The organism is Pseudomonas sp. MPC6 (genome assembly GCF_006094435.1).
GTDB lineage: Bacteria > Pseudomonadota > Gammaproteobacteria > Pseudomonadales > Pseudomonadaceae > Aquipseudomonas.
In genome coordinates, this window is record NZ_CP034783.1 from 4,491,451 (window position 1) to 4,504,271 (window position 12,821).

Consider the following 12,821-nt stretch of genomic DNA (forward strand, 5'->3'; position numbering starts at 1 on the left):
CTGGGTGCGGCTTCTATTATTGAGAGCCGCATTCATGAAGACTATGCGTATACAAACGGTCCTGGCCGCCCTATTGGCTTGTGTACTGGCGTTTACCGCAATCGGCGCACAGTCCGCTGATCCGCTTCCCTCCTGGAACGATGGCAAAGCCAAGCAGGCCATTGTCACTTTTGTCGATAAAGTCACCAAGCCCGACTCCCCGGACTTTGTGCCGGTGCCGGAACGCATTGCCACGTTCGATAATGACGGCACGCTCTGGAGCGAACAGCCCCTTCCCGTTCAGCTGTACTTTGCGCTTGATCAAGTAAAGGCGCTTAGCAATCAACATCCTGAGTGGAAGACTCAGGAACCGTTCGCATCGCTGCTCAAGGGTGACTTGAAAGCGGCTATGGCGGGGGGCGAGCACGCGCTGCTTGAGATATTCATGGCCACCCACACGGGGATGACCACGATGGAGTTCGAGCAGATCGTCAAGGACTGGATCGCGACGGCGAAAAATCCGAAAACCGGCAAGCGCTTTACCGAAATGACCTATCAACCCATGCTCGAACTGCTCGACTACTTGCGAGGGAATGGCTTCAGGACCTTCATCGTCTCCGGTGGCGGCATCGAGTTCATGCGGCCGTGGGCCGAGCAGGTTTACGGTATCCCGCCCGATCAGGTCATTGGCAGCAGCGTCAAAACGAAATTTGAGCTGCGCGATGGTAAGCCCGTACTCGTGCGCCTACCGGAACTCAACTTCATGGATGACAAGAGCGACAAGCCGGTTGGTATCAATCAACACATTGGCCGCCGCCCGATCGCCGCTTTTGGTAACTCTCGCGGTGACAAAGAAATGTTGGAGTACACACAAGGTGGCAGTGGTTTGCGATTCGAACTGCTGGTGCTGCACGATGATGCACAACGCGAATTTGCCTATGGTCCGGCTCGTGGATTGCCAGACGTCAAACTGGGTGCTTTCCCACCCGCACTGGATGAACAGGCGAAAAAGAGCGGGTGGACCGTTGTCAGTATGAAGAGTGATTGGAAAACCGTTTTCCCAGCCGCGCAGTCCGAGGTCACAGCAATCGACATCCTCCTTGAGCCGGACAGCAAGATGTTCAAGTACTCCGACGCCAATAACGCCCGCCTGCTCGCAGTGTTCCCGAAAGGTTTCGCCCTGGATGCCGAACACCGTCCACATATCACGCTGACTCAGCGCTTCGTCCGTACTGAGGACCTTGACAAGGTCTATGCCGCTGCGGAGAGGGTTCTGGTTGGCGCCAACGTCAAAGCCATGAAGCTGGAGGCGTTCAAATACTACTACGCTCCCGCTGGAGCGCTCGGGGTCGCCGGAATTTGCGCAAGACCGACGCCAGAAATCATCAAGCTGCAAGCGGACATCATTGCCGCCGTGGAGCCTTTCACGGTTGAATCCGGCCCTATCGGTGCTTTTACTGCTACACACGACGATCCCGCCAGTGACGCGGCGCTCATCCAATACGTATCAACATTCGTCCCGAAGATGTCTGGCGAGAATTTCAATCCCCATGTGAGCACAGGCGTTGCACCTCGCGACTATCTCGACAAGATGAATGCAGAGCCGTTCCAGTCATTTGTTTTCTCGCCCGCTGGCGCAGCGGTCTATCAGTTGGGACCTTTCGGTACCGCTGCAAAAAAACTCAAAGCATGGGATCTGAAACTTTAAAACGCTAAAAGGTAGCCGTAGCTACCTGCCAGGAATCCACCACGGGTCGTTACTTCTCTGGGAAACCGGGCATGAGTGATTGAATAGCCCTCAAATTCGTAGACACATCTGAATGACTGCTTTTGGCTGTGGATTCAACCTGTCTCCACCGTCAGCTTTGGGTCGAAAGCGGCCTCTCTCGAAGGCCAGCTATCGACCGCATCAGCATTTCAATTGTCCATAGGCTCGGGCCATGACTTCCCAGGTTTTCGCGTCGGCAGGAATCAGATGCTCGATACGCAGCGACTCCATCGTAATGTCGAGAGGCATGCCAAATGTTGTAAAAGTTGACATGAATTTCAGTTCCCCGTGCCTCGAGTCGAGCCGCGTCAGCACCAACGGAGGCAGTTCGTTTGTCAACGTGGAAGCCTCTTGAGGCGTGGGGAGGCTTTTCAGAAGCGTAGCGAGCCCCGGGTTGCTCAAGGCCTCTCTCGCTGCCCTTTGCCAAGCAATCAATCTGATTTCCTCGACATTGTTAAGATGATCGCCCAACCCTCCAGGCTCCAGCAGCGTTACCAACAGATTTAGGCCTTCTGCCGCATCGGCACTCAGGCCGACCAGATCGAACAGCACTCCAGTGCTTGCATTGGCTGCCAATATTTCCCACTGACTCCCCAAGACAATCGCTGGTGCGGGGTTGTTGGCATGAAGCAGGTGAGTTATAGCATCACGAACAGCCTCCATGCCTGGCGAGGTTAGAGGTGTTGCTTCGTAGCGCGGTGCATAACCACTGGCGAGAAAGACACTGTTGCAGTGCTCTAGAGGCGCATCGAGTGCCATGAGTAGGTTATGCAGCGTGCCAGGGCTTGGCTTGGCGCGTCCTGTCTCGATGCAGCTGAGGTGGCGCTGAGAAATACCTGACATCAAGGCGAGGTCGAGTTGGCTCAATTTTGCCTGACGTCGCAGTTGACGCAACTGCTCACTTGCAGTGATGGAGGGTGTCGTTCGAGGAAAAGGTCGGGGGCTCATTGTTCGACTCTGACGGCGCGAATTGGCTGAGTCCATGACCTGTGAGGTCATTGATCTCGTCGTGACAATATCACTACCTTGTCAGCGTTGATCATCGCTTCTTGCTCAAGGAGGACAAATGAAAAGACCCTACCTCTCACTCGCCACATTGGTGATTTTTTCCTCGTATACGGCGGGTACCATGCTCGTTTCCGATCAATCGCTCATCGACTTCGGCCTGGAGTTAATATCCAGCCCGGACACTGCCCAAGTAGTTATTGACCTTTACCTGCTCGGCGTCATCGCCTGCATCTGGATGTATCGGGACGCTCGTTCCAAAGACCGATCTGCGGTCTCTCTTGTGCCTTACTTTCTGATAACGGCAGTCTTCGTATCGATTGGCCCATTGCTTTACCTCGTTATCAACGGATTCGCCAAGAAGAAGCTGCCTACGGATACCACCGGTTACAGCATCAATATTTCGCGCAATCTCGACTAACAGGAATGAGGAGGAAGTCCGTTGGCGTTTGGCAATTCCTTTGTTTCCAGGTGTCCTGCCAACACGCCTTACGTGATTGAATGGGCGCCCATCGATGCGGCAGCAACTCCGTAATCTCACTCGCCCGCTGCGTCGGGAGGCGAGTCAGGGTGCCAAAACGAACACGGGGATATCTAGTGGTTACGACAATGGGCGAACTGGCGATACGTCAGATCTCAGCGCTTCCTCCGGAAATCCTGGTACTTGAAGCGGAAGCAGTTACAGAAGGTTTGAGGTTTCTCACGCGCTTGGTTGCAGATTGGAAAAGCGGGTCAAATCGATTCGATCAACCAGGTGAATGCCTTTTTGGAGCCTTCCGCAACGGGCAACTGATCGCCATCGGTGGTCTTTCATATGATCCACGTGCTGGATCGGACATCGGGAGGCTACGGAGGGTATACGTCGCGCGTGCATCAAGGGGTCAGAATGTGGGTAAAGTCCTGGTGCAGCAGCTTTTGGAATATGCGGCTCAACGATTCCGTGTCGTACGCCTGTCCACGGATACACCGGAGGGAGCCGCATTTTACCTTAGCTGCGGGTTCCTAGAGATAAAGGATGAGTTTGCTACTCATGTAAAGTCATTAGTCGATGCCACGTAACCAGGGCGAACTCATCTACGAAGCGCTTCATCTGAGGTGAACATCGTGGCCAGAGCACTTTGGTTCCCGAAAGCCTCGACGACTACGTTAGCGATACCAATCCAGTGCGTGTAGTCGACGTTTTCGCCGATGAACTCGCCTGGCGTTACTTCGTTACTGGAGTTCAAACACCAAGGTTGGTCATGACGTCGCGTTGTTCGATCAAGCAAATTAAACATCCACGAAAGGCGCATGTTTAAGCGTCCTACGGCTTACGTCCTGAAAGCTACAAAACCTTGCGCCGTTGCCTACGGGTACGCCAGAATCCGCCGGCTTGTGCGCCCCCGCCCCGCTCGGTAACTTGATTCCCGTCACTGCCCATCAGTGATCGGGTTTAGCAGCCCGTCGTGACGAAGCGCATTTGCATCCTGCAGTCAGGTCATTTCATGCCTGCACTTTATGGTAGCTGTGCGCAGGGCGCCCTCGGGCGCGCCGGAATCGTCTCCGCCGGTCTGCTAACCTGCACACAGCTGCCACCATTCGTTTAGCAGCGACTTGGTGACGGCTCCATGTTTTGGAGCGTACAAAGATGATTAAGCCTTCACCCAATCCGCCAGAAGCCGATCCGGCATCTCTCTACGAAAGCCCCGATTCAAACAAACCCAACGAAGTCCCCGAACGCGCCCTCGACTCCCACGGCCCCTCGACAGCCGACATCAAAGCCACCCCACGCACGCCCAGCACCCTGTTCACCGTCGACCCGCACGCCACGACCGAAACCCTCGCGGTCTATCTGGTCGAGACGCTAGCCTCGGTCGACGTGATGGTTCATCACCTGGTAGATCATCTGGACGGCGGATCGCGCAATGCCCTGCTGGGCATTTCCAACAGCATCATGCTCGCGGAAATCACGGCGAACCGGATGCTGGATCAGATCGACCCACCCGCCTGAGGCAAGCGCGTCCGCGATGCGGGCTATGCAGCGGTCTCTTCTTTATTGGGGACCGCATTTCAGCGAAGTAAAACAAATAGATCCGTCGCCTTAATTGGTCCCCTTAATTGGCAAAACAAACAGATCCACCCCTCAATTGATCTGCACAACAACCGGACCTTCCGTAACGATCGGCGGCTCCGCGTGGATATCTGACGCATTTTTCTGAATCCACTCACGTGCGACTTTCAAGCTCGCATCGCTGCCGGCCTTGTCCGTGCAAACAGTCACCGCCGTACCACCATCACCCGTATTCAGCAGTGTGTAGCTGACGAGGCCGGGCACAGTCCGCAGGGCAGTTTCGACGTCGGTTTTGCGCTCTTCCAAACGCTCGAAAAGCCGCCTTGCTCCAGTACCCAAGTAGGTTCTTATCACCGCATACATAGTCGTCTCCTTTGAGAGCAGCGTCTCGATGCCGATCCAGATCCGCTGATGGCCGCTCTCACCCAAGTTTCAATTCACCCCGATTCATTAAGCTTAGCCACACGCCGGCGACGAGCGAAATGCAACGACCACCGGCCGCAGTAGCCGTTTTCTGCCGCCGAAGAAAATCCTGTGCGCGTACATTTTCGATCAGAACAACAATCAATGGAGATATCTCTGCTCTACGAAAACGTCGACACCGCCGTCATCGATGGCGAATCCCTGCCCTGCATTCCGTTTGCCCCCTTATGCGGATAACGCCCTGCTCAAGTACTGCCTGTGGAACTGCTTCTGCCGCCGCCGGCTTCAGGTCGCTGGCAATGTCCCAACATGCTAAGAAATTGTCCCACCATGCCCATAGCGCCGCGCTTGTGCTCCCTAAAATGAGCCCGAGCTTCCTGCTCTGCAATACGCCAGATCAGGGTTGAAGATTGCTCGCGCCAGCAGTACTTCCACGAGCGCCGTCTTCTCGCTCACTACATCTTCGATGAAAAAGAAACGCCGCCATCGGCCGAGGGAGATCCTGCGCATGCCCAAGCTTGTTCGCGCCGCCGTCTTGACCAAATACCTGGAAGTCACCCAGGACCTGGGATTGAACCCGCGTGACGTGCTGGCAGTTGCTGGCCTGAACAAGGCTCAACTGCAAAGCCCGGACTATCGCATTCCGATTGATGCCGCCGTGCGCCTGCTGGAAGATTCGGCCGCTGCCAGCGGTTGTCAGACCTTAGGCCTGCGCATGGCCGAGTCACGCCAGCTTTCGGACTTCGGTGTCGTCAGCCTGCTGCTCAGCCAGCAGCGCACCCTGCGCGACACCTTGCAGGTGATGGAGCGCTACCGTCATCTGATGAACGATTCCTTGGGAATCTTCGTTGAAGAGGCCGGCCGGGTGGTGATCATTCGTGCAGAGATGGTCACCGAATCCTTGCTGCCCAATCGCCAGGCCACGGAGCTGGTCATTGGCGCGCTGTTCCGCTTGTGCTCGACACTGCTCGGCTCGAAGTGGCGCCCCTACGGCGTCAACTTCATGCACCAGGCGCCAGACAGCCTGCACCTGCATCGGCGCCTGTTCGGCTGCAATCTGGAATTCGGCAGCGAGTTCAACGGCATTGTTTGCTCCGACGCCAGTTTCGATATGATCAATCCCAATGCCGACCCGGCCATGGCCCGTCATGCCCAGGACTACATCGATTCGTTGCAGCGCGATGACAGCACCTCGATGCTGTACGAGGTGCGCAAGGCCATCTACCTGTTGTTGCCCATGGGGCGCGCCACCCTCGAGCAGATCGCCCTGTCGCAGGGCATGAACGTGCGCACCTTTCAACGCCGCCTGCAGGACGACGGCGGTGTCTTCAACGACCTGATCAATGACGTGCGCCGCGACCTGGCGCTGCGCTATCTGGAGAACCCGAACAACTCGATGAGCCGCATCGCCGACATGTTCGGCTTCTCCATGGCCAGCTCCTTTACCCGCTGGTTCGTCAACCAGTTCGGCATGCCACCGGCGGCGTGGCGTAGCGCGCAGAAACAGTACATCGAGTAGGAGGCGGCTTCACAGCCGCTGTCCTCTCACACCACCGTACGTACGAAAAGCGGATAGAGGCGGCGCAGTGGGGTAAGACGGCCCAAATCGTCAAAGCCCAATACTTGCACGGAACGCTGTGACGTATATCCGACAGGCATAAACAGGAAGGTCGCGCGAATTACCCTGGGAGATCTGCCCGTTTGCCATTGTGCTACCGAGCGCCGCGAGGTGACGGGATGAACGTGCAGAAGTCAGCCGAGGCCGTAGTAAGTGACGGGTAACCGCGCCACCAAGGGCCGAACGCCGCCAGTAGGCGCCAGAGTCTCGTCGAATGTCTAAAAGCAGAAATTTCTCCGAGGGAGACAGCGCCAGTCGCGGCGCTACGCGCCATGCCTGGCGCACCCACAACAAAGCCCGCTGACCGCCACCGGTTCAGCGGGCCTGCGATCAGGCCTGGCGTGGTGACGCGGTGGGGTGCGGGGCGGGGGCGATGACACCTAAGTTATTTCTTACATTCAGATAGCCGATATCGTGAGCATCGGCGGCTGTCAGGACGGTGGATTTCACCATCCCTATTCCATGAACACTGGCCAGAGCGACAACGGCCAGCAAACATAAACCCAATACCAAACGCTTCACTGGTTTTTCCTTGGGTTCCGACGCTGCGAGTTTCGATACAGGATCGACTTACGGACGTTAGTCCGTTTTCACGTCCAGTACGCATTCCATGGCACCGCTCTGCAGCGTACGATGTTTTCTGAGAACGACTTCAAGTGCGCGGTCAACGGGCAGTACGGGAACGCCGATGCCGATAAAGATTGGAATGGTGGTAATGAACAGCTGCTGCAATTCCCCGGCGTCGGCAAAACAGGCTGCCGTTTTGCCGCCACCGACCAGCCAGACATTCTTGCCCTTCGCCGCCTGCCTGGCCCTCGCCGCGATGGCCCCGGCATCACCGAGTACGAAGGTGATATCCGAATTGGCGGGGGCTGACAGACTCCGGTTGCTCATGACAAAGGCGGGGACATCCTGGTAGGGCCAGTAATCGGGAGCGTTCGACATGATCCACTCATAGGTCTGTGACCCCATGACCACTGCTCCGACCGTCTGATAGAAATCATCATAGGCCGTTGCGTCATCCCCCAGCGCAAAGTTCTCCAGCCAATCCAGTTTGTGTTGTTGAGTGGCAATATAACCATCCAGCGTGGCAGCTACGTAATAGACCAGAGTCGACATGTGTTTTCCTTGTAATCATGCAGGAGGGAAATGACCCGAGGACGCTGGAGATGTCGACGTCGTGGAAGCGCTGCCTCAAGGTACCGGCGGCCTCCCACTCTGCTCGAGTGAACGCCGTCCTGATGCCGTGGAATAGGTGAATATTCAGTCTTATGGAAGACTTTATTCATTGAGGTGAATATGGGCGTGTCCTCCCTGATTGCCCATGTTGTGGGTTATCCGATCTTCTATTTCGAACCGCGTGGGCACGATGTTCCAAAGCGCCATTCTGTGTCTTCCTGACAAGGGCGATGTACTGCCGACCCTGATGGCCAAAGACATGAGCCTGTCATCAAATAGCACAGCAACTTCTAATAACTCACCCTATATCAAGCAGTTTTCTTCAAGCAATAAAACCAGGGAACATTTCAAGCACCATTCATGAATACAGGAAGTTTCATACCCTAATCCTCACGTTTTCTGTAAGAATTTTCTTACTGGCACAACTTGATACCTGAATTCAGTATTTATTGTTATGACGTGGCATCCGGATGGAAAAATTTAGTATGGAGCCGGCAGCTACAATTAAGCTATTTCAAACAGCTACAAAACCAAGCATCGAGTAGGAGGCGGCTTCACAGCTTCCTGTTCGTCAGGTCAGCATTTTGCCTCGGGCTTCCTTCAGATTCGCATTCGCCCGCGACACCCTTGCCTCTGGCTAACACTTCCCCTTGCCGGGTGTGTAGAGGACTTTCACCTCCAAGTGGTTGCGCTTGCGCGCAACGCGCCATGCCTGGCGCACCAAAAAAAAACCGCAGCTTTCGCAACGGGGCTTTTGGTGTTTCTGGTCAGCGCTTAATGATGCTCACGGGGCGCGCGGAATATCACGTCCGGCCAGCGCTCTTCCATCAGCGCCAGGTTGACCCGGGTCGGGGCCAGGTAGGTCAGGTGAGCGCGAGGTTTTCCACGGCCTTGACCCGGAATTCTTCGAGCTTCTTCTTGTCGCCGCAATCGATCCAGCGCGCGGAATACACGGTGATCGGCTCGTAGGAGCACTCGACCTTGTATTCCTCTTTCAGGCGGCTGGCGACCACATCGAACTTCAGCACACCGACGGCACCGAGGATGATGTCGTTGCTGCGCTCGGGGAAGAACACCTGGGTCGCGCCCTCTTCCGCCAGTTGCTGCAGGCCCTGGCGCAGTTGCTTGGACTTGAGCGGATCACGCAGGCGCACACGACGGAACAGTTCCGGGGCGAAGTGCGGGATGCCGGTGAAGGCCAGGACTTCGCCTTCGGTGTAGGTGTCGCCGATCTGGATGGTGCCGTGGTTGGGCAGGCCGATGATGTCGCCAAGCAACGTTCAATGAGACTCAAGTGTCGCGCAAAGAAAATGAAACAGCCTTACAAAAAAGCCAGATTTGTCTGAAGGAAATTTCCGAAAGATCAAATAAAAATCATAAGTTCTTGAAATTTCAAGCCTCAAAAAATATACATACACCTACACAACATCAATCTCAAAATCACACAATGTCTTTACACTCCGGGGTACTATGAAAAACGCAATATCACCTACAAGAAGTGAAAATTTTTCTGAATGGTATCAACAAGTCATCTGTCAGTCTGAATTGGCTGAAAAATCTCCTGTTAGAGGCTGCATGGTCATCCGCCCTTGGGGCTATGGCATATGGGAGCAGATTCAACGAGAGCTTGACCAAAAATTCAAGGATACAGGCCATGTGAATGCATATTTTCCGCTTTTGATCCCATTATCCTTTCTTCAAAAAGAAGCAGAACATGTCGATGGTTTTGCCAAAGAGTGCGCAGTCGTAACCCATCACCGTCTGGAACAGACTGCAGATGGAAAACTCACTCCCGCAGGTGAACTGGAAGAGCCTTTGATCATAAGGCCTACCAGCGAAACGGTGATCGGAGCCTCCTTTTCACGCTGGGTGCAAAGTTATCGGGATCTGCCGCTACTCATCAATCAGTGGGCCAACGTCCTGCGCTGGGAAATGCGTCCCAGGATCTTCCTGCGCACGTCAGAGTTCCTGTGGCAGGAGGGCCACACCGTTCACGGCTCCAGTGAAGAGGCCTTGGACGAGACGATGAAGATGTTGGATATCTATGAGCGGTTTGCTGTCGAGCATCTGGCCATACCAGTAATAAAAGGCGAAAAGTGCTCATGGGAACGTTTCCCGGGCGCTGTCAGTACCTACACCATCGAGGCGATGATGCAGGACGGAAAGGCCTTGCAGGCGGGAACTTCACACTTTCTGGGACAGAACTTCGCCCAGGCGTCAGACATCCGCTTTGTGAACAAGGAAGGGGTAAAAGAGCTGGCCTGGACCACTTCATGGGGCGTTTCCACGCGTCTGATTGGTGCCATGATCATGGCCCATGGCGATGACGACGGACTGGTGATTCCACCGCTAGTGGCACCGACGCAGGTCATCATTGTTCCGATCGTACGCAGTGAACAGGATGCCGAAGCCATTCATGCTTACTGCGACAAGTTGCAGAAGCAGATCTCCCGAAAAAAACTGAAGGGACAAAATCTGCGTGTAAACGTTGATAAGCGGGACATGAATGGCGGCGAAAAAAAGTGGTATCACATCAAGCGCGGAGTGCCTGTTCGGGTCGAGGTCGGGATAAAGGAACTGGAGCAGAACATGGTTTCTTATTCCTGCAGAGACAACAGCAAGAACACGTTAAACGTTGAGATAATTAGCTTTGTTAAAAACCTGCCAAAAATCCTGCAGACTATTCAGACAGGCATGCTTGAAAGTGCCAGAAAAAAGCTGTCGGACAACACCGAAACAATTACTACACTTGACAACTTCAGACAAGCTTTCAAACGCAAAGACAAACTCAACACATTCGTTCTCGCCCCCTTCAGCGATGACGAGAAAGTTGAGAAAGCCATCAGCGAACTGGGTGTAACAGTTCGATGCATTCCACTCGCTCAACCCAAGGTAGCAGCCACCTGTTTGTTTACAGGTCAGCCCACCCAATCCTGGGCCCTATATGCGAAGTCATATTGATCCTTGATCACCACCAGCCCCGTTTGCCAGGGGCGCGTGAGCATCCCCATGACCAAGGGCCGTGCTGTTGAACCGCAGCTGGCTCAGCACGTATCCATTACATTCCGCTCCCTGTTTTCAGAAGCCTGAAGGTAGCTCTGACGGCGCATCCTGCCCTAAGCTTCCCAGGACACAATCGTGCGAAGTTGGGACACGAGGGAAATCATGTATACCCTGACGCGCAGTGCCAGCCTTACCGACTATGAGCAGATTGCCCGTTCAGTGGGGCTCGATCCTTTTCGTATGCTGCGGATGGCCAAGCTGCCGGCCGGCGCCCTCGACGATCCGAATATCATGATCAGTAGCGATTCGGTCGGGTGGCTGCTGGAAGAGTCAGCCCGATTGTCCGGCCAGGAGGCTTTCGGCCTGCTGCTCGCCGAAAAGCGACACCTTTCCAACTTTGGCATGCTGGCGCTGCTTATCCGCGAAGAGCCAACCCTGCGCGCCGCCTTGCAATCCTGCTTTCGCTATACGCGACTGCATAACGCCGGTGTGCAATTGTGGCTTGAGGATGCAGGCGATCTGACCCTGCTGCATGTGGGTGTGAACATGCAGGGCCATCATGGCGTCTGGCGCCAGGCGATTGAACAGGCAACCGGCATTATCCTGCGCACCTTGTGCATCCTGAGCGGCTATACCTTCCGGCCGGTCAGGATCAGTTTTACTTACGAGCCCCCCTCCAGCCTTGAAGTACACCACCGTGTGTTGGGAACCGCGATCGAGTTCTCTCAGGAATTCAATGCCATCCTGTGCCGCGGGCGCGACCTGGATATGGCCATACCTGAGGCGGACCCGGCGCTGCATCGCGAAGTGAAGCGATCGCTGGACATGCAATTGGCTAACCTGCCCGACGAGCCGGCGCAGCAGGTACGACAGATCGTCAAGATGCTGCTGCCAAGCGGACTGTGTTCTGTCGATGCGGTTGCCCAGCATCTTGGCATGCATCGACGCACCCTCAACCGCCACCTGGCCACTGAGGGTGAGAGTGTCACCACGATCATCAACGCTGTACGGGCTGAACTCGCCGAAGAGTATCTGGCCAACAGCAAACGCCGATTATATGAGGTGGCCGAACTGCTCGGCTTTTCCTCGGCCGGCGATTTTTCACGCTGGTTCCGCAGCCAGTTTGGCAAGACACCTTCGAATTGGGTCGCGTCCTATCAAGAGAGCAAGGCGGCTAAATAGCCGCCTTCGAAAAACACTAAATAACGAAACGCCCGCTGAACGATTTAGCCAATCTGTTGTGTCGACCGGTTGAATCCACAGCCAGAAGCAGTCATTCGGATGCGCCTGGAAAATCCGACAAGGAGACACGAGGATCAAATGGACTTCATCTTGGATGTGGTAGTTCATCGCATTGGCGTTTACGTGCTGGGCTTGATGAGTGGCGGCCGTTTCAAAGGAGAAAGTGGTTTTGCCCGGGGTTGGGCAGTCGCCGTCGGTGGCTTGATACTGCTCTTTCTATTCGCGGCTTTCATAGCCTGGCTCATCTATACCAGTAGCCCGTAAACTGATGCCTGCTAGAGGTCGATTGCTGCCTATCACGACGGGCCGCAACCGGCCAAAAGCGGTCATCGAAAACCATCAAAAGCTTCATCAGCGAGTAATCGGGCCATTGAGCAGCCAAGCTGAGGTGTCCAGGAAATCAGGGGCATTTTTGTCCGACGCCCAAGCTCTGCGGCCTCAGTCGGTTTCATATTGGTCGTCATGCATGCACCTCTCCAACTTGCGCCGCCGAACACAAAAATTATGCGCAGTCCTGGCGCAAGAGTGAAAACGATTCCAGATAAGCGTGCTCA

At 55.1% G+C, this 12,821-nt stretch carries 12 protein-coding genes and 2 pseudogenes; 9 read left to right on the forward strand and 5 right to left on the reverse strand.

Annotated features, from left to right (window positions below; all coding sequences use genetic code 11):
• The first annotated feature begins 34 nt into the window (after window positions 1-34).
• A complete protein-coding gene (locus tag ELQ88_RS22795) occupies window positions 35-1,687 on the forward strand; it encodes an HAD family hydrolase (protein WP_138967926.1) in 1,653 nt (550 codons plus the stop codon).
• Window positions 1,688-1,888: 201 nt separating this feature from the next.
• Here the strand turns inward: ELQ88_RS22795 and ELQ88_RS22800 are convergent, their stop codons facing one another.
• The gene (locus tag ELQ88_RS22800; protein WP_228761554.1) at window positions 1,889-2,695 is read right to left on the reverse strand and encodes a helix-turn-helix domain-containing protein; all 807 of its coding nucleotides are present in this window, start codon (window positions 2,693-2,695) and stop codon (window positions 1,889-1,891) included.
• Between the two features lie 118 nt (window positions 2,696-2,813).
• Here ELQ88_RS22800 and ELQ88_RS22805 point away from each other — a divergent pair, with 118 nt between their 5' ends.
• From ELQ88_RS22805 to ELQ88_RS22815, 4 genes and pseudogenes are all read left to right on the forward strand, one after another.
• On the forward strand, window positions 2,814-3,173 hold the full coding sequence (locus tag ELQ88_RS22805; protein WP_138967930.1) for a DUF2834 domain-containing protein: 360 nt from the start codon (window positions 2,814-2,816) through the stop codon (window positions 3,171-3,173).
• 188 nt (window positions 3,174-3,361) lie between these two features.
• Window positions 3,362-3,811, forward strand: a complete 450-nt coding sequence (locus ELQ88_RS22810) for a GNAT family N-acetyltransferase (RefSeq protein ID WP_228761555.1) — start codon at window positions 3,362-3,364, stop codon at window positions 3,809-3,811.
• Window positions 3,812-3,870: 59 nt separating this feature from the next.
• Window positions 3,871-3,948, forward strand: a pseudogene (locus ELQ88_RS34790) (hypothetical protein); the annotation flags it as partial.
• Window positions 3,949-4,379: 431 nt separating this feature from the next.
• On the forward strand, window positions 4,380-4,742 hold the full coding sequence (locus tag ELQ88_RS22815) for a DUF6124 family protein (protein WP_128871850.1): 363 nt from the start codon (window positions 4,380-4,382) through the stop codon (window positions 4,740-4,742).
• A 132-nt stretch (window positions 4,743-4,874) separates the two neighbouring features.
• On the opposite strand, the gene ELQ88_RS22820 is transcribed toward ELQ88_RS22815, so the two are convergent.
• A complete protein-coding gene (locus ELQ88_RS22820) occupies window positions 4,875-5,165 on the reverse strand; it encodes a hypothetical protein (protein WP_138967934.1) in 291 nt (96 codons plus the stop codon).
• A 568-nt stretch (window positions 5,166-5,733) separates the two neighbouring features.
• On the opposite strand from ELQ88_RS22820, the gene ELQ88_RS22830 reads away from it, so the two are divergent.
• Window positions 5,734-6,744, forward strand: coding sequence for an AraC family transcriptional regulator (locus ELQ88_RS22830; RefSeq protein ID WP_138967936.1), 1,011 nt, complete (start codon window positions 5,734-5,736; stop codon window positions 6,742-6,744).
• Between the two features lie 429 nt (window positions 6,745-7,173).
• On the opposite strand, the gene ELQ88_RS22835 is transcribed toward ELQ88_RS22830, so the two are convergent.
• The 3 genes and pseudogenes from ELQ88_RS22835 to prfC all read right to left on the reverse strand — a co-directional run.
• A complete protein-coding gene (locus ELQ88_RS22835) occupies window positions 7,174-7,365 on the reverse strand; it encodes a hypothetical protein (RefSeq protein ID WP_138967938.1) in 192 nt (63 codons plus the stop codon).
• 57 nt (window positions 7,366-7,422) lie between these two features.
• A complete protein-coding gene (locus ELQ88_RS22840; protein WP_138967940.1) occupies window positions 7,423-7,962 on the reverse strand; it encodes a dihydrofolate reductase family protein in 540 nt (179 codons plus the stop codon).
• A gap of 834 nt (window positions 7,963-8,796) precedes the next feature.
• Window positions 8,797-9,293: pseudogene (gene prfC, locus ELQ88_RS22845) on the reverse strand (peptide chain release factor 3); the annotation flags it as partial.
• Window positions 9,294-9,492: 199 nt separating this feature from the next.
• Between prfC and proS the strand changes: the two are divergent.
• The 3 genes from proS (at window position 9,493) to ELQ88_RS22860 (ending at window position 12,531) form a co-directional block, all read left to right on the forward strand.
• Window positions 9,493-10,983: a proline--tRNA ligase gene (gene proS / locus ELQ88_RS22850; protein WP_138967942.1), complete on the forward strand. Its 1,491-nt coding sequence runs from the start codon at window positions 9,493-9,495 to the stop codon at window positions 10,981-10,983.
• A gap of 204 nt (window positions 10,984-11,187) precedes the next feature.
• Complete coding sequence (locus tag ELQ88_RS22855; protein WP_138967944.1) at window positions 11,188-12,207, forward strand: AraC family transcriptional regulator; 1,020 nt, start codon at window positions 11,188-11,190, stop codon at window positions 12,205-12,207.
• 138 nt (window positions 12,208-12,345) lie between these two features.
• On the forward strand, window positions 12,346-12,531 hold the full coding sequence (locus tag ELQ88_RS22860; RefSeq protein ID WP_138967946.1) for a hypothetical protein: 186 nt from the start codon (window positions 12,346-12,348) through the stop codon (window positions 12,529-12,531).
• Window positions 12,532-12,821 lie beyond the last annotated feature (290 nt).